The sequence below is a fragment of the Cytobacillus sp. FSL M8-0252 genome (assembly GCF_038007345.1).
In the GTDB taxonomy this organism is placed as follows: domain Bacteria; phylum Bacillota; class Bacilli; order Bacillales; family Cytobacillaceae; genus Cytobacillus; species Cytobacillus kochii.
This window is the reverse complement of the sequence record NZ_JBBOWZ010000001.1, coordinates 2,683,380-2,709,500: the sequence shown is the minus strand read 5'-3', so window position 1 is coordinate 2,709,500 and position 26,121 is coordinate 2,683,380. Positions and strand designations below refer to the sequence as shown.

20 protein-coding genes and 1 riboswitch are annotated in these 26,121 nt (G+C 35.5%); of the genes, 17 read left to right on the top strand and 3 right to left on the bottom strand.

All coding sequences use genetic code 11. The annotated features are described in order from the left end of the window. Positions 1-67 precede the first annotated feature (67 nt). The 3 genes from MKX83_RS13655 to MKX83_RS13645 all read left to right on the top strand — a co-directional run bounded on the left by MKX83_RS13655 (position 68) and on the right by MKX83_RS13645 (position 4,107). Positions 68-1,390 (top strand): hypothetical protein, encoded by a 1,323-nt coding sequence (locus tag MKX83_RS13655; protein ID WP_095373043.1) that lies wholly within the window; start codon positions 68-70, stop codon positions 1,388-1,390. Between the two features lie 345 nt (positions 1,391-1,735). Next, complete coding sequence (locus tag MKX83_RS13650) at positions 1,736-3,223, top strand: AbgT family transporter (protein WP_095373667.1); 1,488 nt, start codon at positions 1,736-1,738, stop codon at positions 3,221-3,223. Positions 3,224-3,360: 137 nt separating this feature from the next. Next, positions 3,361-4,107: a GNAT family N-acetyltransferase gene (locus MKX83_RS13645; protein WP_095373044.1), complete on the top strand. Its 747-nt coding sequence runs from the start codon at positions 3,361-3,363 to the stop codon at positions 4,105-4,107. Positions 4,108-4,229: 122 nt separating this feature from the next. On the opposite strand, the gene trhA is transcribed toward MKX83_RS13645, so the two are convergent. Then, entirely contained in the window at positions 4,230-4,865 is a 636-nt protein-coding gene (trhA, locus tag MKX83_RS13640; protein ID WP_307313496.1) for a PAQR family membrane homeostasis protein TrhA, read from the bottom strand. Between the two features lie 336 nt (positions 4,866-5,201). Next, positions 5,202-5,311: riboswitch (TPP riboswitch) on the top strand. Positions 5,312-5,433: 122 nt separating this feature from the next. On the opposite strand from trhA, the gene tenA reads away from it, so the two are divergent. The 4 genes from tenA to MKX83_RS13620 all read left to right on the top strand — a co-directional run bounded on the left by tenA (position 5,434) and on the right by MKX83_RS13620 (position 11,541). Continuing rightward, positions 5,434-6,123: a thiaminase II gene (gene tenA, locus MKX83_RS13635; RefSeq protein ID WP_095373668.1), complete on the top strand. Its 690-nt coding sequence runs from the start codon at positions 5,434-5,436 to the stop codon at positions 6,121-6,123. A 300-nt stretch (positions 6,124-6,423) separates the two neighbouring features. Then, positions 6,424-7,704 carry an MFS transporter gene (locus tag MKX83_RS13630; protein WP_341055860.1) on the top strand — a complete coding sequence of 427 codons (1,281 nt, stop codon included), beginning with the start codon at positions 6,424-6,426 and terminating at the stop codon, positions 7,702-7,704. 298 nt (positions 7,705-8,002) lie between these two features. Beyond that, entirely contained in the window at positions 8,003-10,135 is a 2,133-nt protein-coding gene (locus MKX83_RS13625) for a peptidoglycan D,D-transpeptidase FtsI family protein (RefSeq protein ID WP_307313502.1), read from the top strand. Positions 10,136-10,725: 590 nt separating this feature from the next. Further along, positions 10,726-11,541 (top strand): ATP-grasp domain-containing protein, encoded by an 816-nt coding sequence (locus MKX83_RS13620; protein WP_224938395.1) that lies wholly within the window; start codon positions 10,726-10,728, stop codon positions 11,539-11,541. Between the two features lie 43 nt (positions 11,542-11,584). On the opposite strand, the gene MKX83_RS13615 is transcribed toward MKX83_RS13620, so the two are convergent. After that, positions 11,585-11,755, bottom strand: a complete 171-nt coding sequence (locus MKX83_RS13615; protein WP_095373048.1) for an aspartyl-phosphate phosphatase Spo0E family protein — start codon at positions 11,753-11,755, stop codon at positions 11,585-11,587. Between the two features lie 346 nt (positions 11,756-12,101). Then, complete coding sequence (locus tag MKX83_RS13610) at positions 12,102-13,478, bottom strand: aspartate aminotransferase family protein (protein ID WP_307313509.1); 1,377 nt, start codon at positions 13,476-13,478, stop codon at positions 12,102-12,104. A 223-nt stretch (positions 13,479-13,701) separates the two neighbouring features. Here MKX83_RS13610 and MKX83_RS13605 point away from each other — a divergent pair, with 223 nt between their 5' ends. From MKX83_RS13605 to MKX83_RS13560, 10 genes are all read left to right on the top strand, one after another. Then, entirely contained in the window at positions 13,702-14,568 is an 867-nt protein-coding gene (locus MKX83_RS13605; RefSeq protein WP_341055849.1) for a MurR/RpiR family transcriptional regulator, read from the top strand. 12 nt (positions 14,569-14,580) lie between these two features. Further along, positions 14,581-15,366: an SDR family oxidoreductase gene (locus MKX83_RS13600; protein ID WP_095373050.1), complete on the top strand. Its 786-nt coding sequence runs from the start codon at positions 14,581-14,583 to the stop codon at positions 15,364-15,366. Positions 15,367-15,478: 112 nt separating this feature from the next. Beyond that, positions 15,479-17,365, top strand: coding sequence for a molecular chaperone HtpG (gene htpG / locus MKX83_RS13595; protein WP_341055843.1), 1,887 nt, complete (start codon positions 15,479-15,481; stop codon positions 17,363-17,365). 292 nt (positions 17,366-17,657) lie between these two features. Further along, on the top strand, positions 17,658-18,056 hold the full coding sequence (locus tag MKX83_RS13590; protein ID WP_095373052.1) for a VOC family protein: 399 nt from the start codon (positions 17,658-17,660) through the stop codon (positions 18,054-18,056). 704 nt (positions 18,057-18,760) lie between these two features. Next, positions 18,761-20,128 carry an NAD(P)-dependent oxidoreductase gene (locus MKX83_RS13585; RefSeq protein ID WP_341055840.1) on the top strand — a complete coding sequence of 456 codons (1,368 nt, stop codon included), beginning with the start codon at positions 18,761-18,763 and terminating at the stop codon, positions 20,126-20,128. Positions 20,129-20,147: 19 nt separating this feature from the next. Further along, the gene (gene preA / locus MKX83_RS13580; protein WP_224938386.1) at positions 20,148-21,434 is read left to right on the top strand and encodes an NAD-dependent dihydropyrimidine dehydrogenase subunit PreA; all 1,287 of its coding nucleotides are present in this window, start codon (positions 20,148-20,150) and stop codon (positions 21,432-21,434) included. A 24-nt stretch (positions 21,435-21,458) separates the two neighbouring features. Further along, complete coding sequence (hydA, locus tag MKX83_RS13575) at positions 21,459-22,868, top strand: dihydropyrimidinase (RefSeq protein WP_224938385.1); 1,410 nt, start codon at positions 21,459-21,461, stop codon at positions 22,866-22,868. A 92-nt stretch (positions 22,869-22,960) separates the two neighbouring features. Further along, positions 22,961-24,433 (top strand): NCS1 family transporter, encoded by a 1,473-nt coding sequence (locus MKX83_RS13570; RefSeq protein WP_224938384.1) that lies wholly within the window; start codon positions 22,961-22,963, stop codon positions 24,431-24,433. A 13-nt stretch (positions 24,434-24,446) separates the two neighbouring features. Beyond that, on the top strand, positions 24,447-24,659 hold the full coding sequence (locus MKX83_RS13565; protein ID WP_095373056.1) for a hypothetical protein: 213 nt from the start codon (positions 24,447-24,449) through the stop codon (positions 24,657-24,659). A 21-nt stretch (positions 24,660-24,680) separates the two neighbouring features. Continuing rightward, a complete protein-coding gene (locus tag MKX83_RS13560; RefSeq protein WP_341055833.1) occupies positions 24,681-25,910 on the top strand; it encodes a Zn-dependent hydrolase in 1,230 nt (409 codons plus the stop codon). The last annotated feature ends 211 nt before the right edge of the window (positions 25,911-26,121 follow it).

The window sequence follows — 26,121 nt, the reverse complement described above, 5'->3', positions numbered from 1 at the left end:
ACGAACCTTAACCAGTCATGTTAAAATAAGGCTATATTGTTTAATTTGTTGGAGGCAGGTGCGTTGAATGAAAATTCGAGTGGGGGTTATTGGACCAAAAGATTCAGTTAAAATGATTATAGATACAGGGGCGGACTACGGCGAACTTCACTTTATTCCCTTTGTGTATGAATCGACTGAAGAAACTGAGCAAATTATTATTAGAAATAGAGAATGGGTTGACCAGTGGCTTTTTTCAGGACAGGCGCCATATTTTTATGCATTATCCAAGAAAGTGATTACAAAAAAAGAAGCGAGTTATATTCCTTTAAGTGGTGCGAGCCTGCTTGCTGTCTTAGTAAAGGTTTTTTTAGATAGCGATCAAGTGCAAAAGCGTTTTAGCTTGGACACTATTCAAGAAGAAGAAATGGATAGAGGACTCGATCCGCTAGTGAGGAATCGAGTCCTTTTCCAGATGAATTCTTACGATGGATATATGCCGGCTGAAGAGATTATTGCTTTTCATAAAGAATTATATGAAAGTAACAAAGTCGATGTGGCTATTACTTGTTTGAATAAGGTGTATAAAGAATTAACGAAGATGAATATCCCAACTTATCGCATCGAGCAATCAGAACTAACGGTCAGACGTTCTTTAGAAACGATTAAAGAAAAGGGGCAAGCATCATGGTACCGGAAATCCCAGCTTGTCATTATTGGTGTCGAACGCATCGTTGCTTCTTCTGAAAGTGAAGAAAGAAGGCGATCCTTCCGGTTAAAGCATCAAGAACTAGAACTAAAGAAAGTCTTGCTTGACGTTGGTGAACAAATGAATGGTTCGATAGTCCAGATGGATGATGGCGTTCACTATATTTTTACTACGCGAGGAGAGCTTGAGCTCTTTATGAGAGACCAATCGATGTTGACGATCAGTGAAGAGATTTTTGTTCATAGTCGGTTACGTGTTCGCATAGGTGTAGGCTTTGGCTTAACGGTATTAGAGGCTGAGGAAAATGTGAGTATGGCTTTCTCTCATGCCCGTGAATTTAAGGGCCCTATTGTTATCTCTGTTAATGAAGAGAAAGAATTAACAATTATTAATAATGAAAAAGAAGAAATAAGTTTTCATTCAAGGATTTACGGAAATGATTGGGAAAAAATATTTAAAGATGCAGGTATAAGTAGTAAGATTGTTGCAAAAATTGAGTCTTTATCATTACACTACCAAAAAAATAAGATTACTTCTCAAGATTTATCTCATTGGCTAAAAAGCACTGATCGCAACGCAAGAAGAATATTGATGGAGATGGAAAAGATAGGTTTAGCTGAAATTATAGGAGAAGAGACAGGTCATCGAGGGAGACCACGAAAAATTTATCAAATAAACTTTAATCAGTTTGCCAAACAATAAAAAATAAATCCGTATGATTTGAACCTAAACACTAGAAATATCACTTATTTCCAGTTGTTTAGGTTTTTATTATCGTTTAAGTTAAATAACACCTAATAAAAGACGAACATTGAGAATCATTATCAACCATATAATTCCTATATATTCTTTTATTTGTAAATAAAAATGATATTTATTAGAAAATTAATAAAAAAGACAAAAAAGATTAAAAAAAGACTATTCACAATATAAATGTGATGATATAATAACGGAAATGTTAAGGATAAATTCCGATAAATTTCGAAGTAAGGAGAGTGAAATAATTTGCAAGCAAATGTAAACAACGAACAAGAAAAGAAGGGCTTGATGTCCAAGTTCTTGTCAGGCATTGAAACGATAGGGAACAAGCTACCAGATCCATTTTTTATTTTCGTTTATCTCGCAGCGTTTGTAATGATATTAACGTTCATTGTTAATCAATTTGATGTTACTGTTGAGCACCCAGGAACAGGGGAAGAGTTGGCAATAAAAAGTTTAATTTCTGGTGAAGGATTGCAGTTTATATTAACTGAGATGCTGTCTAACTTTACTGGCTTCGCCCCACTAGGCCTTGTGTTAGCTATGATGCTTGGTGTAGGCTTAGCTGATAAAGTTGGTTTACTAGAAACAGCCATTAAAAAGTCGATCTTAAGTACACCAAAGTCATTAGTCACTTATGCTGTTTTCTTTATTGGTATTATGGGGAATATTGCTTCAGATGCGGCGTTCGTACTTGTACCACCGTTAGCTGCGATGGTTTTCTACACTGTTGGTAGGCATCCATTAGCTGGTTTAGCAGCCGGCTTTGCTGGAGTAGGTGCAGGTTTTTCAGCCAATGTCTTAATCGCTGGAACAGATGCATTATTGGCGGGAATTACTACTGAGGCTGCTAAAGCAATCGATCCTTCATTTGTTGTATCACCTGTTGATAATTGGTATTTTATGTCGATTTCTACTGTTCTCTTAACTTTAGTTGGTGGATTCTTAACTGAAAAGGTAATTGAACCAAGATTAGGAAAATATGATGGGGATTTGAAAAAGAATTTTGAACCGGTTTCAGCTATCGAGTCAAAAGGGTTAAGAAATGCCGTTATAGCGGGTCTAGCATATATTGCTATTTTACTTACAATTATCTTCTGGCCAGACTCCCCTCTTAGAAACGAAGAAGGTGGTATGATTCCTTCCCCATTTTTAAGTGGAATTATCCCAATTGTTTTATTATTCTTTATAACGATGGGAACAGCATACGGAGTAACAGTAAAGAAAATCACAAAAAGTGCTGATATTCCAAAGTATATGGCAGATTCGATGAAAGATATGGCAGGCTATATCGTCCTTATATTTGCTGCGTCACAATTTATTGCTTATTTTAACTGGTCCAATTTAGGTACTTGGATTGCAGTCAATGGTGCGGAATTCTTATCTTCCATCAATTTAACTGGTATTCCTGTTATTATTGGATTTATTATTTTCGTCTCTATTCTGAATTTATTAATCTTTAGTGGGTCTGCTCAATGGGCATTATTAGCCCCAATTTTTATTCCATTGTTTATGTTACTTGATTATAACCCTGCTTTTATCCAAGCAGCGTATAGAATTGCCGATTCAACTACAAATATTATTACACCACTAAATCCGTATATCCTTGTAGTTCTTGCTTTTATGAGAGAATACGATAAAAAAGCAGGTTTAGGCACGCTTATTTCCTTAATGATTCCTTATTCAATGGTTTTCTTAGTAATTTGGGTAGTCATGCTATTCATTTTTGGATTATTCGGTATTCCGATTGGACCCGGTATCGAAATGTATTTGTAATAATGCGGTGTTGTTGCCCGAACATAAATGTTCGGGCTTCTTTATTTGTGAAAAATGATAAAATAGATAGAGGTATTTTTTTACCGTAAGGAATTAATCGTTATACTTAAGGGCTATAAGTAGGGGAGAGATGGTCAGTGGTTAGTTTCAGAGATATACATCATGATGGTAATTTAATAGCAGAAAAAGCCAATTTTGATCACTATGGCACAAAACAGTTCTATTTTAAATATGATGCAAACTTTATCCAATTTAAAATAAATCCTAGTTTGCAAGATTTTCAACTGGCACAAATGTATTTGGAAGACTATCAGAAAGAGCATAAACAAGAACATTTGAAGTTTTATTTACCAGCAGACGAAATGATTCAAGAGGATGTTTTATTATACCTTTATCAACAATTCTATACGATCGGGTGTCAGGAGTTATATGAAATTAACCCTCTTCAATTTATCTATAAAGATAGAAAGAACGAAATCGTGGTTGAGGAAGTGACAAATGATAATTTAGGAGAATATCTACAATTGCAGAGAAACTTTGATCTAGATTATGGTGAGGAATATGTGAACCTTAATAGAAGCATGCATTCCTATCATCATAATGCAAAAGATACATTACAGTTACTCGCATATGATCATGGTGTGCCAGCAGGTTCATTACAAGTATTTTTTAATAAGTGTACAGCTGAAATTGATAATGTAGGTGTGTTACCAGCTCACCGATTAAAGGGGATTGCTGCAAGCTTGCAATATGAAGTAATGAAGCGATTTAGCAATCATAGGGTTATACTTGTAGCCGACAGCAATGACACGCCAAAGGATATGTATCGTAAACAAGGGTATAAAAAATTGAGCTTTCGCTATGAAGTAATGAAGTTATTATAAGTAGTAGTTTATTATTAATATAGAACAAGTAATGTGATAAAAACTCTACAAACTGATATTAATAAATCTGCAGGTGGTGAGAGTAGCCATCTGCAGATCATTTATAAAGAGGTAAATTTTGATCAAGGTAAAAGAGAGAGAACAGCAAAAAAATGCATAATCGAACCAGCAAGAACAAAAACATGCCACAATGCGTGATGGTACTTAAATCCTCTCCATACATAAAATATTGAACCAGCAGTGTATAGAACGCCACCGATAATGAGGAAAATCATTCCTTGTGTAGGTAAGTGTGTAACCAGAGGCTCCCAGGCAAATATAATTAGCCAGCCCATCAAAACATATAGTAATGTGGAGAAGACTAAAAACTTTTTAACAAAAAAACATTTGAAAACTGTTCCAGCAATTGCTAGCCCCCATACAAGACCAAATAAGGTCCATCCTAAGGTTCCTTTAACTGTTATAAATAGAAACGGTGTGAACGTTCCAGCAATAAAAAAGTAAATGGAAGAATGATCGAGAATCTCAAATACATCCTTTGCTTTTCCAGCAGGTAAACTATGTAGCAAAGTTGATGAGAAATATAAAATAACCATCGTTGTACCAAAAAGAACAAAGCTGACAATATGCCAAGCTGTTCCATATAAGGATGAGAAAACAGTTAAAATGACGAGAGCCGCAATACTTAATAGCGCACCGATTCCGTGTACGATCGCGTTGGCGATTTCTTCTCCCTTTGAAAAAATATGTGTTTCCAAGTAGTATTCACCCATTCTTTATCCAAAATCATAATTCTAGTATAAACATTTTTTTAGCTGATAAAAAGTCGTAAGCTTTCATTATAAAGAAAAACTTCACTAGGCGAAGAGGGTGGAGAGTGTAAATGCATGGAGAATATTTGGAGTTATCCATCCTTGAGTCAATGCCAATTTAAGCCGCGGTGTTAGATCAGTTGAAGTGTTTAGGTAACGACAGCATTCATCCAACTTGTTCATAATCGTTACTGAAAGAGAAGCTTGACATTGCTCAATTCCTAAACTTGCAGTTGACATTTATTGATAAGATGATAACATAACTTTGAAAGCATAATTGAATAAATCCACTAGGGGTGCCTTTAAAAGGCTGAGATTAAAGTGCAATAACTTTAAGACTCTTAGAACCTGATCTGGTTGATACCAGCGTAGGGAAGTGGCGTATATCAATTTAGTTAACGTTATAACTATAACTAAATGAATGATGTATACAGTAACCACTTTCTTATAGGAAGTGGTTTTTCGCTTTTCTGGATTTTTTATGCTCGATAAAAAAAGAGAAGAGGTAGAAATGATGACAACAAAAGAAACGTTTACACAATCGTTAAGGAAAGAAGTACATGATATATGGGAAGCGAATTTTGAACACCCTTTCGTTAAAGGAATTGCTAAGGGAGATTTACCAATTGAGTGTTTCCGCTTTTATGTGTTACAAGATTCTTACTATTTATCACATTTTGCTCGTGTGCAAGCAATCGCTGCTTCTAAAGCAGAGAATTTATATATGACCTCAAGAATGGCCTCGCATGCGCAAGGTACCTATGAAGCTGAACTAGGGTTACATAACAAATTTATGGAGGTATTAAAAGTTTCTGAAGAAGAGTTAAACCAGTTTAGACCCGCTCCTACTGCCTATGCATATACATCCCATTTATATCGTGTAGCAGAGACAGGCACAGTTGGCGAGGTCATCGCTAGTTTGCTTCCGTGTTATTGGATTTATTATGATATTGGGCAGAGCTTTAAAGGGGCAAAACCAAAAGAAGAAATCTATCGTACCTGGATTGATACATACGGTGGAGAATGGTTTGTTAAACTTGTACTGGAACAAATTCATCATCTTGATCGGCTTGCTGAAATTGCATCTGAAACAGAAAAAGAAAAAATGAAAATGGCATTTACCATTAGCTGTCAATATGAGTTAGCTTTTTGGGAAATGGCTTATACCCAAGAAAAGTGGTTAAGTGATAAAACATATGCATAAAACTTCATAAATGAAAGCGGGAATAGTGTTAACAGAATAAGGTTAGTTCATACTAACTCAATTCTGTTAACATCATACCCTTTATAATCGTTGTAATATCAGGTTTGTTATGCAATTAAGACAGTTTGCCATATCGGATTTTCCTAAAAAAGAAGTTAGATCTTCACCAACTACTCATCTAGTCAATAGAAATGACTTCTACTTCTCCACCCTCATAGACATATAAACTTCCTATATATATATAAAGACAATAAGCGTATAATGAGAGACGAATGTTAAATTGAGGAAGGCGTTTAAATAATGAATAAACAACAAAGTAAGTACAGATGGGTTGTATTTGGTGTTTTACTTTTAGCCTATTTATTTATGGTTAGTCAAAGAACAGCACCTGGTTTAATTACTGATCAATTAATGGAAGAATTTCATTTAACTGCAGCAACGATTGGGCTGATAACGAGTATTCAATTTTTTGCTTATGCTGGATTGCAAATTCCCATCGGATTATTCTCTGATAGATTTGGTCCAAATGTATTTCTAGTCGCTGGAACGCTGCTAAACGGACTAGGTACCATCCTCTATAGTTCGGTAGATAATAGTTATATGCTTATCTTTGCTAGGCTATTATGTGGAATTGGCGATGCTACTATTTGGGTCAATTTAGTTCTTGTATTGAGCATTTGGTTCAAGCAGCAGGAGTTTTCGATGCTAGTGGGATTTTCTGGAATGACAGGAAGTTTAGGTTTCTTATTGGCAACAGTTCCTTTTAGTTCGACCATTTCTCTATTAGGGTGGAGACTTCCATTTTTAATTGTTGGCATCGTAATATTCACCCTCGGTATCGGACTCTATGTTGTTTTAATAAAATATCCTAAGAAGAAATTTCAAATGGAAGAAGAAAAAAATCAAAAAGAAACAAATGAACCGTTATTAGTCATCATAAGAAGATTACTAGTCAATCGCCAAGCTTGGGCGACATTCCTTTGTCATTTTGGTGTAGTAGGCACATATATTGGCTTTATTGGCTCTTGGGCTGTTCCCTATGGTATGGACATTTACGGTTTATCAAGATCAAGTGCAAGTGAAGTAATTATGTACGGCTTATTTGGTGCCATTATCGGAGCGCCATTAACAACCTATCTATCTACTTTTTTTGACAGTGTCAAATTACCGTATGTTATCGTGCAGTTGCTGTCGGTTTCTGCTTGGATCACACTAGTATTGCTGAATGGAGAGCCACCGTATTTATTATTCATTCTTTTATTCGTGATCATAGGCTATGCAAATGGTGCGAGTGCTCTAACCTTTACAGTTGTTAGACAGTCCTTTCATATAAAGGAAGTGGGGCTTATTTCCGGTTTCGCCAATACGGGTGGCTTTCTTAGCGCAGTGTTGCTGCCAGCTCTTTTTGGGAAAGTATTGGACCATTTTGCTAATTTTGACCTTACAACCGCTTATCAATATGGACTCTATATTCCTTTAAGCTTTGCGATTATTGGGTTAATTGGAGTATTCATGTTATATGAGCCAGTAGTATATCGTCAAAAACTACAAATGAGTCAAATGAAAAAATCGGTTGGTTAACAATCGATTTTTTTATTTAGCTAATAAAAATGAAGAACAATCATCACTTAAAAGGCAGTCAAGTGGATACCTGATTTGATCACCATCTACCGTCCTTTTTAGAAAATGTTACTGAAAGTGTAAAATTGATCTTTTTTTATCAAATATTTCTTCATAACAATTGAAAAAATTGGATATTTGTTGTAAGATAGGTTATATTATTAATCTAATTTTAATAGATAATATATTTTTGAAATATAATAGTTACATATAGTAATAATTAAGAACATTCATACTTTGATGATTGGTTGTGTTGATGATGGCGGGAGAGCAGAAAAGAAAGAAAAGAAATAAAAAAATGGTTTTTCGGATTAATTTAATGTTTTTTGCAGTATTTATCCTCTTTTCGATTCTAATCTTCCGCTTAGGTATTGTTCAAATTGTTTACGGGGAGAATTATAAAAAAGAGATTGAACGGGAAGTGGAGGTGCCAGTAGCAAGCACGGCACCTAGGGGGCAGATCTATGATAGTAAAGGTAGACTGGTTGTAGGGAATAAGCCTCAATTAGCCATAAGTTATACTCGCTCTCAATCTACAACTCAAGAAGAAATGATTCAGACATCAGAGCTTTTAGCGAAAATGATTAAAAAAGACACGGAAGAAGACTTGAAGGCGATTACGGAAAGAGATAAACAAGACTTTTGGATAATAAAGTATCCGAATGAAGCAGCAGAAAAAGTATCGGATAAAGAAAAAGATGAATTGCAAGCAAGTGATATGTCAGCAAAAGAAGTAGATGAAGAAATATATAAACGAACGCGGGAACGAATAACAGAAGAAGAACTGAATGCTTTTAAGAAGGATGAACTAGAAGTTTTAGCGATATTTCGAGAAATGGCAAGTAGTCGAATGTTGACACCTCATTTTATTAAGAACAAAAATGTTAATGAAGATGAATTTGCTCTTGTTAGTGAGAATCTTCATTTACTACCTGGTATTGATACAACGGTAGACTGGGAACGTTATAATGCTTTAAAGGACGAAGATGGAGAAGTAACATTAAGTTCTGTACTTGGAAATGTTTCAAGTTCAAAAGAGGGCTTGCCTAGTGAAATGCTCGAATATTATCAATCTAAAGGTTATAGTCGCAATGATCGTGTCGGCAAGAGTTATTTAGAATTGCAATACGAGTCTGTTTTACAAGGGCAAAAGAAAATCATGAAAAATTACACAGATAAAACGGGTGAAGTAACAAAGCAAGATGTGGTAAGAGAAGGACAAGCAGGAAAAGACCTTGTCTTAACAACTGATATCGAATTCCAACAAGAGGTAGAAAAAATCATTGAAAAGCATGTTCGAAGTCTGAGGGGAAGTAATTACTATTTAGATCGTGGCTTCGTTTCAGCGATGAACCCACAAACAGGTGAGGTTCTCGCAATGGCTGGCAAACAATTTGTCAAAGATGAAAAAACTGGTGAAACAGAAGTCATGGATTACGCCTTAGGTAATATGACAAGTCAATATTCAATGGGTTCCACTATAAAAGGCGCAACAGTGTTAGCAGGTTACGAAGAAGGAGTAATCTCACCTTGGAGTGTTTTGGTAGATAGACCTTTGTATTTTGACGGAACACAACCTAAACGATCTTGGAATACGGCAGGATTTGGTGCCATTAATGATCTAACGGCCCTTAGGAAATCTTCAAATGTTTATATGTTTCTAATAGCGATGAGAATTGGTGGACAACAAGAATACATTCCGCGAGGTAAACTACGTATTGATAAAGATGAAGGTATTAGAAAGTTACGATATAATTTTCACCAGTTCGGTCTTGGGGTGAAAACGGGTATCGACTTACCAGGTGAAGTAACAGGACAATCACCAATTCCTCCTAATGGAGGGAATACACTTGATTTTGCCATTGGACAATTCGATACTTATAGTCCGCTACAATTGGCGCAATATGTATCAACGATAGCAAATGGTGGTTACCGTATGCAACCACAGATTGTGAAGGAAATTCGTGAACCGAATCTTGAGAATAATCAACTTGGTGCGGTTTATAAATCCATTGAGCCGAATGTTTTGAATAAAATTACGATGAAGGATGCATGGATTGAACATGTACAAGATGGGTTTATCCAAGTAGTCAACCATCCGCAGGGAACAGCAAATAGTGGGATTACAAATAAAAAGTATAAGATTGCAGGTAAAACAGGAACAGCCCAAGCTTACTACGGGGGGCCGCTTAAGGTGCAATCGAATCCAGATACTTGGAATTTAACCTTTGTCGGGTACGCGCCGTATGATAATCCTGAAATTGCCATTTCAGTTGTCATTCCATGGTTGTCTTCAGATAAATCCAAGATTAACCTTCATATTGCTGATGAGGTATTTGATGCTTATTTTAAAATGAAGACTAAAAAAGGCGAAGAAAATGAAGAACTTTAAATAAAATAGAATAGAGCTTTTCATATGCACCCCGAAGTCTAACGCTTGGGGTGTTTTTTTATGGTGACATATGATGAATCTTTTAAGCAAAAAAATACTCTCTCTCTCTCTCTCTTGCTAGTGAAGGTGGTTATGTAGTTGGAATCGTAGTAAAACGAATGTAAGATAATGGGGTTTGCCTTTAAATAATTTAAGAGAGGGTGGTTCCCTTAGAAGGACTAACAAAACAGGCCATCCAGTTTAATTTAAGGTAGATGTCTTACACGAGAAATTGAAACAGGAGAATCTTTTGACTCAGTTGTTTTTAAAATTTGGCATTCGAAATGAATAAAAATGAAGAAAGTGAGTGTAAATGCATTCAACTCTTTTCATTTTAAAAAAATTGGTTCTGTTTTTCTGATTATACCTTGTTCTTTTTCCTTATAATAACAATAAATATTTAGAAATTTTAATAATAATATTTCTTTAAAAATTTTATTGTATTTTTTTACAAAAATGCTATGATATTAATAGTTTTATATTCTTTTAAATACATTTTTTAACATCTGTAATACGGAAAAACTAATTGAATAATGAAGGTGAATGAATCAATGAAAATTGTTTCTTTTAATGCATTTCGCACGATTGGTATGCCCAATGTGCACTATATAAAGCCAGAACATATGTTTAAAGAAATAGATGCAATAAAGCAAGCTGACATCGTGTTATTTCCTGAAACGTGGCAAGTACCGTCACTTGTGTATGGGTTGAAGAAAAAGATTTTTCCTAGCATAGAAACAATGCAGCTAGGTTTTAGTAAAATTGAAATGACAAGGGCCCTTTGGTCGGTGAGTCCTGAGCATGCTCCCTATACTGAAATCCTTGCTAATACAAGGAGCAATATTGAGTATGTTTTAGATACTTTTCCCTTTCCTTTTGTAGCAAAAGAATCACGAAACTCTATGGGAAAAGGTGTTTTCCTCATCCAATCGAGAGAAGACTTTCTAACGTATTGTGAGAAAGTGGACGCTTTATATATCCAAGAATATTTACCGAATGATGGAAAAGATTTACGTATATGTGTGGTTGGGAATGAAGTATTGGGCGCCTATTGGAGAGTGGGACTAGAAGGAGAGTTTCTTCATAATATTGCACAAGGTGGAGAACTATGTGCCGATTTTATTCCCCAAGAAGCTATCGACCTTGTGTTAGATATTGCCGGTCAATTAGGTATTAATCACGCAGGGTTTGATGTCATGGTGAGCGAAGGGAAATACTATATTATCGAATTTAATGTGTTATTTGGGAATCAAGGATTAAATAAACTAGGAAAATCAGTTGAACAAACGATTTATCAATATTTATTATCACAATTTCTACCACCATTCCCAACATCGCCGACACCAGGAAATAAAGTTGTCTCTTAATGGTAAAAGCCTAATTTCTTTCCGTAGGAAACTAGGCTTTTACTTATTTATTAACTGCGTACTTTTCTTTTTGTACCATATTGATTAAGAGGTCGAGTTCCTCGCTTATTTGAATAGTGAACGGGTCTGATAGGCCAAAAATATCCCCGATAATTAAAAGCATTTCTCTTGTATCTTTTATCTGACTTTCAATATCTATAGAAGTTACCTGCATCTGTCATTACCTCGAATTCAAAATATCATAACTAATTACATTATCACATATTTTTACATATTATACAATCAATAGTTATCTGATTAAGTCATAACAGAGCTGCAGTTTTTATAGCCTGAATCAAAATGCTATAAATCTAGTAAAAGGATAAATGGTGTCATTCGCAGAATTCTACTTTCGTCTAGCACGAGAGGAAAAAGAATGAAAAAGAGAGAAAATTTAATAAATCATTGATGAGCATCAGATGGTGATAGAGAACGATAAATAGGTAAATTATGAATAGCACAAACAAAAACTAATTTTTAGGAGTTTTTGTTTGTGCTTATACACTGGAAACAATTAATGATTATAAATCTTGTAAAGCTTTTTCGAATATCTCTAAGGTTCTATTAATTTCTAAATCAGTGTGTGCTGTAGATAGGCTGAAACGATTCATTGGTTTTGTATATAAACCATTAATTAATAATAATAGATCTAATCTTTTACGTAAGGAAAAATTCGCTTGCTGTAAGTCGCGATAATTCCATACTTCTTTATCAGTAAATACGATGTTAAAAATGGAACCGAGTCCAATGGTTTGCATCGCTAATCCTTTTCTATCAAAAAGACTTGTTAGTTCTTGTTTTAAACGATGTGTTCTAGCTATAACAGTAGAGATTTCATTTTGTAATACGTCAATGGTTGCCATCCCTGCAGCAAGGATTGAAGGGTGACCATTATATGTCCCGCTATGGAAAAGAACATCTTTGGCACTGGAGTTCTTACCTGTACTATGGTCAAAAACATCTGAGAAGGTAGAAGGGGCACAACACATCATAATCTCTTCTTTACCTCCAACCATACCAACAGGAAAACCTCCTCCAACTACTTTACCTAACGTTGTTACATCAGGTGAAATATGATAAATGGATTGTGCACCACCAAGCCCCAATCTAAAGCCGGTTTTTACTTCATCAAAGATTAAAACAATACCTAAGTCTTCCGTTATTTTTCTTAATCCAGTCATAAATTCTTGTGTAGCAGGGATAAAGCCACTTTGAGCAGGTTCTAAAATCACAGCTGCTACCTCATCTTTATGCTTTGTCAAAATTTCTGCTGTTGCTTCCAAATTATTAAAAGGTAAAACAATCGTATGAGTTTGGTGATAGGGGTCAACACCTTTAGATTCAATTAAAGCATTTGGTTCTGATGCTGGACCTGCTTGATCTACTTTTGGATTAACACTAATAAGCATTTGATCATATCCGCCATGGTAATGACCTTCAAACTTAGCAATCTTATATTTACCAGTGTAAGCATAGGCTAATCTTATTGATAATAAAGTTGCTTCAGTACCTGAGTTTGTATATCTAAGTTTTTCCATCGAAGGATAGAGTGCTTGTAATTTTTTTGCCATTTCGAGTTCAAGTTGATGAGGCGTCCCGAATAAATGTGTACCATTCACTTGCATTTGGTCAGCTAATGCTTTTTGCACTTTTGGGTGACCATGACCAAGCATTAAAGAGCCATAAGATAATAAGTAATCGATGTATTCATTGCCATCAATATCGAATAAATAAGCGCCACTACCCCTTTGCATAACAATTGGGTATGGATCAAAGTACTTAATATTTGCTGTTACACCGCCTGGCATATAGCTTTGGGCATCTAAAGAGAATTGATATGATTTACTCGTTTTTGCTTTTAATTGTTCGTGTACATCATCTAATGAACTTGTTTTCACTGTATTTTTCACCTCTATAATGAAATGTATATTTCATATTTATTAATATAAGAAATATATAGAACATGATACGCTGAAAAAACCTATTTGTGAAGTGTTAATTTCATTTTTAATAAAAATGAAATAAATAATTCATTAATGGTTATACAGATTATCAATTTTTAAGCTTTTCACGTATAATAAAATGTATGAGAAAGAAATCTGTTAATTTTGAAGAAAAGGTATGACTTACAAAATGGAGAATATCGAAAAGTTAATCACGGATCAATATCCGATAATGAGTAAATCTCAAAAGAAAATTGCTACATACATGTTAGATCATAAAAATGAAATTCCATTCTTAACTGTCGCTAAACTAGCCAAATCTACGAAAGTTAGTGAAGCTACTGTTGTTAGATTTGCCGTTTTTCTTGGATTTACTGGTTACTCTGATCTACAGCAATATATGCAAAGCTCTATCCAAAAACAACTCACTACAACAGAGAGATTGAGAATGTCATCAGATGTGTATGAACACGAAAGAGAAGGGGTTGTCTCTCTGTTCCAGGATGATATGGCTAACATTCAATTGACGATGGAAAAGTTAGATGAACAACAATTTATGAGAGCAGCACAATATATATTAGAGGGAAGAAGAATATACATCAGTGCCAATCGTAGTGCTCGGTCATTAGGTGTATTTCTGCAATATTATTTAAATATCATCCTTGGACATAGTGAATTAATCGGTGCTGTTGACACTGTATCTGAACAGTTATTTAAGTTGGATGAGCATGATGTAGTGATTGGTATCAGCTTTGCTCGTTATTCAATGAATACAATTGAACAAGTGCAATATGCAAAAGAACATGGAGCAAAAGTGATTGCTATTACTGATCATTTAACGTCACCATTAGTGCCATATGCAGACGTAGTATTAACTGCTTCTAGCAAGCTTCCAACGTTTATCGACTCCTTTACCGCACCACTTAGTTTAATTAATGCTTTAATTGTTTATTTAGGGAAAGAGCGGACAGAAGTTGTAGAAGAAAGATTAGAGAAGTTAGAAGACTTATGGGAGCGGTTTGATATATTTTATAGAAAGAAATAGGAGGAGTAGTCGATGGATTTAAAAATAAAAGGTAAAGTAGCTTTAGTATTAGCTTCCAGTCAAGGTTTAGGAAAGGCGATTGCCCTTGAATTAGCTAAGGAAGGCGCCAAAGTAATGATTTCGAGTAGAGATGAAAGTAAACTACAAGTCGTACAACAGGAGCTAAAATCAAGTGGTTTCATGGAAGTGGAGTACCAAGCGTGTGATATTACAAAACAGGAAGATATTACAGAACTTGTTCAAAAGACAAAAGCTACATATGGAACCATTGATATCCTTATCAATAATGCTGGAGGACCTCCTGGTGGCGGATTTGAGGATTTATCGGATGATGACTGGTATCGTTCGTTCGAATTAAATTTACTTAGCTACGTACGAACGATCCGAAGTGTATTGCCTGAAATGAAGAAACATGGCGGGAAAATCATCAATATTGCTTCCACATCTATTAAACAACCAATCCCAGGTTTATTATTATCTAATACATTTCGCTTAGGAATTGTTGGTTTGACTAAAACGCTTGCTGATGAATTGGCTCCGCATCAAATATTAATCAATACGGTTGCACCAGGTAGAATAGCAACAGATCGTATTGACTATCTTGATCAATTAACGGCTAATAGAAAGGGGATTTCGAAAGAAGAAGTGCAAAAAGCATCAGTACAATCGATCCCGTTAGGTCGTTATGGCACGCCTGAAGAATTTGCTCAATTTGTCACTTTCCTATGTTCAGATATTAATACTTACGTAACGGGTTCTTCTATTTTAATAGATGGCGGAATGGTGCGTTCTTTATAAATATTAACTATTGACTGGGAAAAAAGAGGATATTAAAATAGTATTAGCACTCTATAAGATAGAGTGCTAATTTAGTCTTTGAAAAATTCATGATAAAGGAGAGACTGTGAAGATGGCAGAAAAAATTCAATTCCAAGCTGAATCGAAACGATTGCTTGATATGATGGTACATTCTATTTATTCACAAAAAGAAGTGTTTTTACGTGAATTAATTTCTAATGCAAGTGATGCAATTGATAAGATTTATTATAAGGCGTTGACTGACGACCAACTTGTTTTCGAACAAGACGATTATTACATAAAGGTGATTCCTAATAAGGAAACACGCACATTAACCATTATTGATACAGGTATCGGAATGACAAAAGAAGAACTAGAAAATAATCTAGGTGTCATTGCTAAAAGTGGATCCCTTGCTTTTAAATCAGAGAATGAAGCAAAAGATGGTCATGATATTATTGGGCAGTTCGGTGTCGGATTTTATGCAGCATTTATGGTAGCAGACGAGGTAAAAGTATTGTCCAAAGCTTTGCATAGTGACCAAGCTTATCTTTGGGAATCTCAAGGGGCCGATGGATATACTATTGTGGAAACAACGAAAGATCAAGTAGGTACAACCATCACACTTAAATTAAAAGAAAATGAAGAAGAAGAGAACTTTGATGATTTCCTTGATGAATATCAATTAAAATCAATTATTAAGAAATATTCTGATTTCATTCGTTATCCAATCAAAATGGATGTCACAACGAGTAAACCGAAAGAAGATAATGACAAAGAATTTGAAGAGATCATAGAAGAACAAACCATTAATAGCATGGTTCCAATTTGGCGTAAAAACAAAAATGAATTAACGGATGAAGATTATCAAAACTTCTATCAAGAGAAACGGTATGGGTTTGATCAGCCATTAAAGCATGTGCATGTAAGTGTCGATGGATCCATTCGATATAATGCCATTCTTTTTATCCCAGAAAATCGTCCTTTTGATTATTACTCTCAAGAGTATCAAAAAGGGTTAGAGTTATATTCAAATGGCGTGTTAATTATGGAGAAATGCCCAGACTTATTACCTGATCATTTCAGCTTTGTTAAAGGGATGGTTGATTCTGAAGATTTATCCTTAAATATTTCAAGAGAAATTCTCCAGCATGATCGTCAATTAAAATTGATTGCCAAAAATATTAATAAGAAAATTAAAAGCGAGTTAAAAACATTATTGAAAAATGAACGTGAACAATATGAGAAGTTCTATGAATCATTCGGTCGCCAAATCAAGTTTGGTGTGTACAATGAGTTTGGTACACATAAGGATTTATTAAAAGATTTACTATTGTTCCATTCGTCCAAAGAGAAAAAACTAGTAACATTAGATGAATATATAAGCAGAATGCCAGAAGAGCAAAAATATATTTATTATGCTACAGGTGATTCAATTGATCGTATTGACAAGCTACCACAAACAGAAATCGTAGCCGATAAAGGATATGAAATTCTTTATTTTACAGAGGACATTGATGAATTTGCAATTAAAATGCTTGTTAACTATGAAGAAAAAGAGTTTAAGTCAGTATCTAGTGGAGATTTAGGAATTGATGCGGAAGACAAAGAAGAAGACAATGAAGATGAAGTAAAAGAAAATAAAGAAATATTAACGAAAATGTCTGAAATACTTACTGGTAAAGTAAAAGAGGTCCGTGCATCCAAACGACTAAAATCTCATCCTGTTTGTTTATCAGCTGATGGTGAAGTAACCATTGAAATGGAAAAAGTATTAAGTATGATGCCAGATAATCAAAATGTCAAAGCAGATAAAGTACTTGAACTGAATATCCACCATTCTGTCTTCAATAGTATCCAAGCTGCATTTAATAATAATGATGATGAAAAATTAGCTTTATATACCAATTTACTTTATAACCAAGCATTACTGATTGAAGGCTTATCTGTGGAAGACCCGGTAGCGTTCACAAATGATATCTGTAAGGTAATGCAATAATCTCCTTTGAAATAATTTTTTCAACATTAGGCCCGATCGATTATTCGGGTCTATTTTAATTTACGCCGTTTCCGATTATTTTGGGTTAACTTCATCGTGGTTAAGGAAGCATTTCAATTTGTAAGAAGGGGTAAATGTACTTTCAAAGGAACAATTAGTGCTTGTTAAAGCTATTAGAAATGACTTGTTTCCAGGAAATTGATAAGCTTATTATTCGTTAAAATCGTTTTCATAGTGATAACGGAAAGTACAAGATGTATTATATTTAATTTTACATTTAGGAGGGATATAAATGATTTTTGAAATGACTACTCAAGTTAGAGTTGCCAATATTGAAGAAGGGCAAAAGTGGTATGAAACACTGCTTAATAAGAAGCCTGATTTTACTCCACATGAGGGGTTCGCTGAGTGGGAACTCATTCCTGGATGTTGGTTGCAGGTCGCAGAAGGAACTCTTTCCGAGGGTAACGGACCTCTGCGTTTAGGAGTTACTAATATTGAGGCTGAAAGAGACAGACTTATAGAAGTTTTAAAAATCAATAGGTTTGAAATACATTCAAGACCTGAAGTACCAGTGAAATGGGGAACTTTCACAGACCCATGGGGAAATCGACTTGGTTTTTTCGAATACTTAGATAAGGGAGAAGAGCAAGAACGTATTAAAACGATCAAAGGAACAATAAAAGTTTGAAAAAGTCTGGTAAGAAAGGGAACAACGAGAGAGGTTCTCTTTCATTTATGTAAAAAACAACAAGGTCACGAAAAACAGTGTTAATTTAAAGTAGATCAATAATTAAGAAATAGGTATATACCTAATAAACATAAGAAGTCTGTAAAAAATGATCTTTGAAAAACACTTGCTTTGTATGAGCTCACTACTGTTTTCGTTTTTCCATACAGAAAAAATAAATAGAAATAACATTATAGTGAATTGCAAAGTCCTTTCCACTCGTATCCTCTTAAAAAAACATCTCTAGGGTCTTGTAAAGGCTCTCCCTAATAATTCTTTACATTAATATTTAAGGTTTATGATTCTATTTCTTACAAGATCTTAAAACAAGCATTAGTCAATTATTATTTGTGAGACATAATAAATTGCTTATGTTTGCCATTTCAGAATGTAAAAGAACACTAATATTTACAGGGTATGTAAGGATAAATAACATTCAAAAATTAGAAAGAAAAAACTATTTGGAACAAGTATTAAGTGAAGCGCTTACAAAACTTTGCTTTTTACATTTTGACAAGCAAGACTAGTGAACTATTTTACGAATTGTATAATGATTAATCGATTAGAACACAGTAAAATGATTATAAGATTCTAACAATTCAGTTTAATTAATGTTAGAAAAACTAACATTCAAAGATGCTATCTTTTAAGGAGGTTACTCTATAGTGAAAAGCGACCGAAAAGAGACATTAGCAACACTAAAGCGGAACTTTGAAGAAGTAGAACCACCTTTTTCTAAGCATGATGCACTGGATGAGGCCAATCGATGTTTGTATTGTTATGATGCTCCTTGTATTCAAGCGTGTCCAACGGGAATTGATATCCCTAGTTTTATTAAAAAAATTGCCACAGATAATTTATTTGGATCTGCAAAAACAATTATGTCTGCTAATCCTGTAGGAGCTAGTTGTGCACGCGTTTGTCCGACAGAAGAACTTTGTGAAGGCGCATGTGTACTCAATCATTCTACTAAACCTATTTTAATAGGAAATTTACAACGGTATGCAACGGACTGGGCAATTAAGAATGAAGCGACCCTGTTTCATGCTGGAAAGCCAAATGGAAAGAAAGTAGCGATTATAGGAAGTGGGCCTGCCGGTTTATCAGCAGCCAGAGAATTAGCAAGAATGGGTTATAAAGTAACGATTTACGAAGCAGAAAGTGAAGCGGGAGGATTAAATACTTACGGAATCGTCTCATTTAGATTACCGCAGAAAATATCTTTTTGGGAAGTAGAACAAGTAAAAAAATTGAATGTAGACATTGTTACAAATACGAGAGTAGGGGTAGATATCTCTGCTAAAGAAATTCTGGAACAGAATGATGCTGTTGTTTTAGCCATTGGTATGTCATCTGTACCAGAATTAGGCATTCTTGGTGAAGATTTAAATGGCGTTCATGATGCGATTGAATTTGTAAAAGAAACAAAGACAGCACCTATTCATGATGACATATACAAAAAAAAGGTAGCAGTAATCGGGGCTGGTAATACAGCTATCGATGCTGCAACTTGTTCAGTTAGATTAGGAGCGGATAATGTCAAAATTTTATATAGAAGAACGCTGGCTGAGATGACCGCTTATGATTTTGAATATGAATTTGCAAAGCAGGATGGTGTCGAATTTCGCTGGTTAACAGCTCCGGTTGAAATTTTAGGAGATGAGCAAGGGAAAGTTACAGGTATTAAATGTGTCAAGATGACTTTATCGGAACCTGGTGAAGATGGAAGGAGACGTCCTGTACCCTTAACTGATTCTGAATTTACGATTGAAGTAGATGCAGTGATTAAAGCGATCGGACAAAGTCGTTATATTGATTTAATTGAACAATTTGAAATTAGTCACGATGGTGGTGTTGTGACAATAGATAGTGAAACCTTTCAAGCATCTAACAGTAAAGTATTTGCCTGTGGAGATTGTATATTTGGTAAAGGACAAGGTGAAGCAATGGTTGTGTCTGCTGCACAACAAGGAAAAGCGAGTGCCATAAGCATCCACCGCTCTCTATTAAAAGAAACGATAGAAACTGCTTAAATATCTTGGAGGTGAAATAATGGCAGATTTAAGTACAAATATAGCTGGAATTAAATCCCCAAATCCATTTTGGTTAGCTTCAGCTCCGCCAACCAATTCAGGTTATCAAGTACAGCGTGCCTTTGAAGCTGGGTGGGGAGGTGCAGTTTGGAAAACATTAGGTGACCCCATTTTAAATGTTTCTTCGCGTTTTGCAGCAGTGAGTTTTAATGGTCAAAAAGTAGCAGGGTTTAATAATATTGAATTAATTACTGATCGACCGTTGGAAGTAAACCTGAAAGAAATCTATGAAACAAAAAAGAAATATCCTAATCATGCAATCATTGCTTCGTTGATGGTCGAACCGAAACAAGAAAAATGGCATGAAATTGTCAAAAAGGTGGAAGAAGTGGGTGTCGATGGACTTGAATTAAATTTCGGTTGTCCGCATGGGATGGCTGAAAGAGGAATGGGAGCAGCCTCAGGTCAAGTACCAGCACTTGTTGAGCAACAAACCTATTGGGTAAAAGAAGTAGCGAAGACACCGGTAATCGTGAAACTTACACCAAATATCACCGATATAACTGCAACAGCTGAGGCTGCGGTTAATGGTGGTGCAGATGCAATTAGTATGATTAACACGATTAATAGTTTAGCAGGTGTAGATATTGAAACGTGGAATACCATTCCGCATGTTGGAGGGAAGGGTGCCCACGGTGGCTATTGCGGACCTGCAGTGAAACCAATTGCTCTGAATATGGTTGGAGAATGTGCACGTAATAGTAGAATTGGTGTGCCAATCTCAGGAATTGGTGGTATATCTAATTGGCAAGATGCTGTGGAGTTTATGCTCATGGGTTCAACAAGCGTACAAGTTTGTACAGCGGCCATGCATCATGGCTTCCGCATCGTAGAAGATATGATTGATGGGCTGAATTATTATTTAGATCGTAAAGGGATCGCTTCGGTAAATGAAATCATCGGTAAGTCTGTACCCAAATATTCTGATTGGGGCGATTTAGATCTAAACTATCAAATTGTCGCACACATTAATAATGATGTTTGTATCAATTGTAATAAATGCCATATTGCCTGTGAGGATACCTCCCATCAATGTATTGATATGCTGACCGGAACTGATGGTAAGCCTTATCTCCAAGTTCGCGAAGAAGATTGCGTCGGTTGTAATTTATGTTCGATTGTTTGTCCTGTAGATGGAGCAATCGATATGGTCGAAAAACGAAATGAACTACCACCGATGACTTGGAATGAAAGGCAAGAAGCCATTGCAAATATAAGCTATGTTGCAAATAGTACAGCGAAGTAAAAGAGTGAGAAAGGGTGGTTACTTATGAAAAAACTCATAAAAAATGGAGTAATTGTTACAGCAACAGATACTTACAAAGCAGATATCCTAATTGAAGATGAAACAATTATGCAAATCGGAGAGAATCTTCAAGAGAGTGGTGCGGAAGTCGTTGATGCAAAAGGACATTATGTCTTCCCAGGTGCGATTGACCCCCATACTCACTTAGACATGCCTTTTGGTGGAACGGTCACTAAAGATGATTTTGAAACGGGTACAAAAGCTGCCGCATTTGGTGGAACAACTACGATTGTTGATTTTTGTTTAACGACAAAAGGGAAATCACTCAGTAGCGCCGTTGAAACTTGGCATCAAAAATCAAAAAATAAAGCGGTCATTGACTATGGTTTTCACTTGCAAATTGTTGAGAGCAGTGACGCTGTATTAGCAGAGATACCGAAAATGGTTGAGGAAGAAGGCATAACTTCATTAAAAGTATTTATGGCGTATAAAAATCAATTCCAAGCAGATGATGAGACACTATATAAAACTTTACTTGCCGCTAAAGAACTTGGGGCACTTGTCATGGTGCATGCTGAAAATGGTGATGTAATTGATTATTTAGTAAAGGACGCATTAGCAAAAGGAAATACAGACCCTATTTATCATGCTTTAACTCGTCCCCCTGAAGCAGAGGCAGAAGCAACAGGAAGAGCTGCAACACTTACCGGACTTGCTGGATCCCAATTATATGTCGTGCATGTTTCGTGTGCAGATGCGGCTAAAAAAATAGCTGAAGCTAGAAGTCAAGGTATCGATATCTGGGGTGAAACCTGTCCGCAATATTTGGTCTTGGATCAAACCTATTTGGAGAAACCAGATTTTGAAGGAGCTAAATATGTTTGGTCACCGCCATTAAGAGAAAAATGGAATCAAGATCATTTATGGAATGCGTTAAAGACAGGACAATTACAAACACTCGGATCTGATCAATGTTCTTTTGATTTTGTTGGCCAGAAAGACTTAGGAAAAGGTGATTTTTCTAAGATTCCAAATGGTGGTCCATTAATTGAAGACCGCGTAAGTATTTTATTTTCAGAAGGTGTGAAAAAAGGGAGAATATCACTTAATCAATTTGTAGAGATTACTTCAACCCGTGCAGCTAAATTATTTGGATTATATCCGAAAAAGGGTACGATAGCTGTTGGCGCTGATGCTGATCTTGTTATCTATGATGGCAATGTCGAACGGACGTTGTCGGCGAAAACGCATCATATGGCAGTTGACTACAATCCTTTTGAAGGCATGAAAATTACAGGAGAGCCTATTTCAGTGTTATCTAGGGGTAACTTTATCATCAAAGATAAACAATTTGTAGGTGAAGCAGGTCAGGGTAATTTTATTAAGCGTGCTAAATATGGAGAAACGTTAGAAAAACGACCAACAATGATTTAACTTTTATTGCGCCCTGCTGAAATGATTTCAGCAGGGTATCCAACTTCAAGAACTTTACTAAATGTGTTGTTCATATTAAGGGGGTGTCCATATTGGAGAAGAAAGATAATTATTTAAAATCACCGGACCTATTGCCAATTGGTTATAAGGAAAGGAAAATTGGTACCTTTGGTTTTGCAGTTATTTGGATTGGTATGGCGATTGTGCTAGCAGCATTTGCTATTGGTGGTGGCGGAATTGTTCATTTATCGCTTCCTATGGTTCTGTTAGCAACCATTATCGGCTCAGTGGTCATTGGGATATTGATGTCCTTAATTGGTGATATTGGTGTGGAACATGGACTTTCTTTTCCTGTATACATGCGGGCGCCGTTTGGAACAATTGGCACACATATTCCTTCAGTTGTTAGGGGGATAACTGCTTCATGTTGGTTTGGCATAAACACTTACTTTGGTGCTTCCGCTATTAACGGGATACTTAATCTTCTTTTTGGCTTTGATCAGTGGTTCGTATGCTTTATTCTTTTTGCTGCTGCACAATTAATCAATACAGCATTAGGAATTAAATCGATTGAACGGTTTGCTGATTTAGCTGCCCCTATTATTATTATAATCTCATGTTGGATGTATATTACATTATCAGATAATGCAACAAGCCAAGGTAAAGATGTCTGGACTTGGGTGGAAAGTCCTGCGACAGGTATAACTGCTTTTACAGCTTTCATGGTTGTAATTATGGCAAATATGGGCTTTTGGGCTACACTTGCAGCAGATATGCCAAGCTTATCAAGATTCTTTAAAGCCCCTAGAAATGAGAGGAATTGGTTTAAACGCAATAAATCTCAGTTAATTGGTAATATCATCGTGATGCCAATTGTGAATACATTCATGATTGCGATTGGCGCTGTATCATATATGGCAGTTAGCACATCAGATCCAATTGTGGCATTACAAGAGTCAGCTAGTGGTTTTATTTTAGGGATTCTTCTATTAATGATTGTTTTAGCACAGTGGTCTACAAATACTTCGGCCAACATTATACCAGCAGCAACTGTTTTCTCTAATGTAGGCGGGCCGAAAGTACCTTTTTGGGTAGGAGTCATTTTTGCAGGAATTATTGGTACTCTTGCGCAGCCATGGAGCTTGTTTGATGTGCTTAATCAAGCGTTATTAGTCATTGGGGGAATCCTAACATCTATCGTTGGTATATTATTTGCTGATTATTATTTATTAAGAAAGAGAAGAGTGAATGTGCCAGCATTATATGAGAATGAAGGGCAATTCAAATATTTTGCAGGTTTTAATGGCGCTGGACTAATTGCTTGGATTGTCGGGGGGATATGTGCCAATCTATTGTCTACCTACTCTTCCATTGTAGGTTTTGTCGTTGGAGCTGTTCTATATTATGTTTTAGCGAAGTACTGGTGGTTTAAAAAATACAAGCAAAGCGAAATGAATGATCCTAGTGACGAGAAATATCTGGGAATTACAGTCGGAAGAGATTGGGTTTTATCTATTGATGAACAGGAAATAGTAAATACTAAAGTCAAAGAAAAAGTCCAATAAAGGAGATGGTCAAATGTCTGAGCATATTGAATATATGAAAGAAAAAACAAGCATTGATGTCCTGTTAAATAACGGTTATACAATTAAAAGCATTACAGAGAATTTAAGTGGTGCCTTTGTGGAGTTTGAGAGAATTACAGGTTCAACGATTTACTCTGAAACGTTACACATATTAACAGCTGATGCACGCAAGTATTTTTCTGTCCATTTAATTAATCGTAAATAAGTTGTTGAAGGAGATGACATTTTGGAGAAACAAAAAGTAAGGATTAATAGTGAGAGATTAACAGAAACGATTGAACATTTCGCGAATTTTGGTAGGACAGAGAATAATGGTGTAACAAGGTTAGCTCTATCAGAAGAAGATCGTTTAGCACGAGAATATTTTAAAACCTGCTGTGAAGCACTGAAAATGGAAGTGAAAATTGATGATATGGGTAATATGTATGCTCTTTTACCAGGTTTAGAAGAGCGTCCACCGGTGGTCATCGGTTCCCACCTTGATTCAGTAAAATGCGGAGGTCGTTTCGACGGTGTTTTAGGGGTAATTACTGGTTTAGAAATTGTGAGAACACTTGTTGACAATAATATTACACCTAAGATTCCTATTATGTTAGTTAATTTTACGAATGAAGAAGGTGCTAGATTTGAACCTTCAATGATGTCCTCCGGAGTTTTAAGTGGAAAGTTTGATAGTGAAAAGATGTTGAACAAAAAAGATGCTGATGGCAAGGTCTTTAAAGAAGAGTTGGCGAAGATCGGTTTCAATGGCTCTGAGGCCAATAGATTAAAAGAAGCGCATGCCTTTTTAGAGCTACATATTGAACAAGGGCCGGTTCTTCAGCATGAAGAGTTGAAGATTGGTGTAGTTGACTGTGTAGTAGGGATGGTCTGTTATGAAATTAAAATCGTAGGTGACTCTAATCATGCAGGCACGACGCCTATGCATTTACGTAAAGATGCACTATTTACAACCAATAACTTTATTCAAGATATTAGAAATGAATTAAGTAGTTTACCAGATGACCTCGTATTTACTATGGGAAGACTAGATGTTTCTCCTAATGTTCATACGGTTATTCCAAATGAAGTGATTTTTACGATTGAAGCAAGGCATAAGGAACCTGAAGTAACAGCAATTGTAGAAGAAAAAATAAAAAAAGTACAAGAAACCGTAAATAGTGAAGGATGTACTGTATTCATTGAAAAACTCTGGGATCGCTCGACCGTCCATTTTGATAATGAAATGGTTCAATTACTAGAAAATGTGACAAAAGAACAGAGATTACCATATAAAAAAATGGCTAGTGGTGCAGGGCATGATGCTCAGTTTATCGCAAGTATGATTCCTACTGCTATGTTATTTGTATCTAGTATAAATGGAAAAAGCCATAGTGAAGATGAATTTACTCCATATGACGATTGTGCAGCAGGTGTCAATGTAATGTTAGAGGCTGTATTGGAACTTGTAAAATAAATGAATGAACAAAGAAACGAACTTAACAGTGACATTCACTTAGAGTTCGTTTCTTTTTTTATCTGGAATTTATTAGAAAATAAAGGTTTTTTAAAAGAAAAATGAATGAATTCCCAAAAAGCCACCTGTATTTTTTACTATAGATATTTAAATAACTTTTCCTACATTTATAAAATTTTTTGGTTCAATCGATCGTCATTCAATCCTTAAT

Excerpts from the sequence above, each read along its gene's own strand:
- tenA (WP_095373668.1), top strand. The coding sequence starts at position 5,434 with ATGACAACAAAAGAAACGTTTACACAATCGTTAAGGAAAGAAGTACAT.
- MKX83_RS13630 (WP_341055860.1), top strand. The coding sequence starts at position 6,424 with ATGAATAAACAACAAAGTAAGTACAGATGGGTTGTATTTGGTGTTTTA.
- preA (WP_224938386.1), top strand. The coding sequence starts at position 20,148 with ATGGCAGATTTAAGTACAAATATAGCTGGAATTAAATCCCCAAATCCA.
- MKX83_RS13600 (WP_095373050.1), top strand. The coding sequence starts at position 14,581 with ATGGATTTAAAAATAAAAGGTAAAGTAGCTTTAGTATTAGCTTCCAGT.
- htpG (WP_341055843.1), top strand. The coding sequence starts at position 15,479 with ATGGCAGAAAAAATTCAATTCCAAGCTGAATCGAAACGATTGCTTGAT.
- MKX83_RS13655 (WP_095373043.1), top strand. The coding sequence starts at position 68 with ATGAAAATTCGAGTGGGGGTTATTGGACCAAAAGATTCAGTTAAAATG.
- MKX83_RS13565 (WP_095373056.1), top strand. The coding sequence starts at position 24,447 with ATGTCTGAGCATATTGAATATATGAAAGAAAAAACAAGCATTGATGTC.
- MKX83_RS13625 (WP_307313502.1), top strand. The coding sequence starts at position 8,003 with ATGGCGGGAGAGCAGAAAAGAAAGAAAAGAAATAAAAAAATGGTTTTT.
- MKX83_RS13650 (WP_095373667.1), top strand. The coding sequence starts at position 1,736 with ATGTCCAAGTTCTTGTCAGGCATTGAAACGATAGGGAACAAGCTACCA.
- hydA (WP_224938385.1), top strand. The coding sequence starts at position 21,459 with ATGAAAAAACTCATAAAAAATGGAGTAATTGTTACAGCAACAGATACT.
- MKX83_RS13620 (WP_224938395.1), top strand. The coding sequence starts at position 10,726 with ATGAAAATTGTTTCTTTTAATGCATTTCGCACGATTGGTATGCCCAAT.
- MKX83_RS13605 (WP_341055849.1), top strand. The coding sequence starts at position 13,702 with ATGACTTACAAAATGGAGAATATCGAAAAGTTAATCACGGATCAATAT.
- MKX83_RS13615 (WP_095373048.1), bottom strand. The coding sequence starts at position 11,755 with ATGCAGGTAACTTCTATAGATATTGAAAGTCAGATAAAAGATACAAGA.
- MKX83_RS13590 (WP_095373052.1), top strand. The coding sequence starts at position 17,658 with ATGATTTTTGAAATGACTACTCAAGTTAGAGTTGCCAATATTGAAGAA.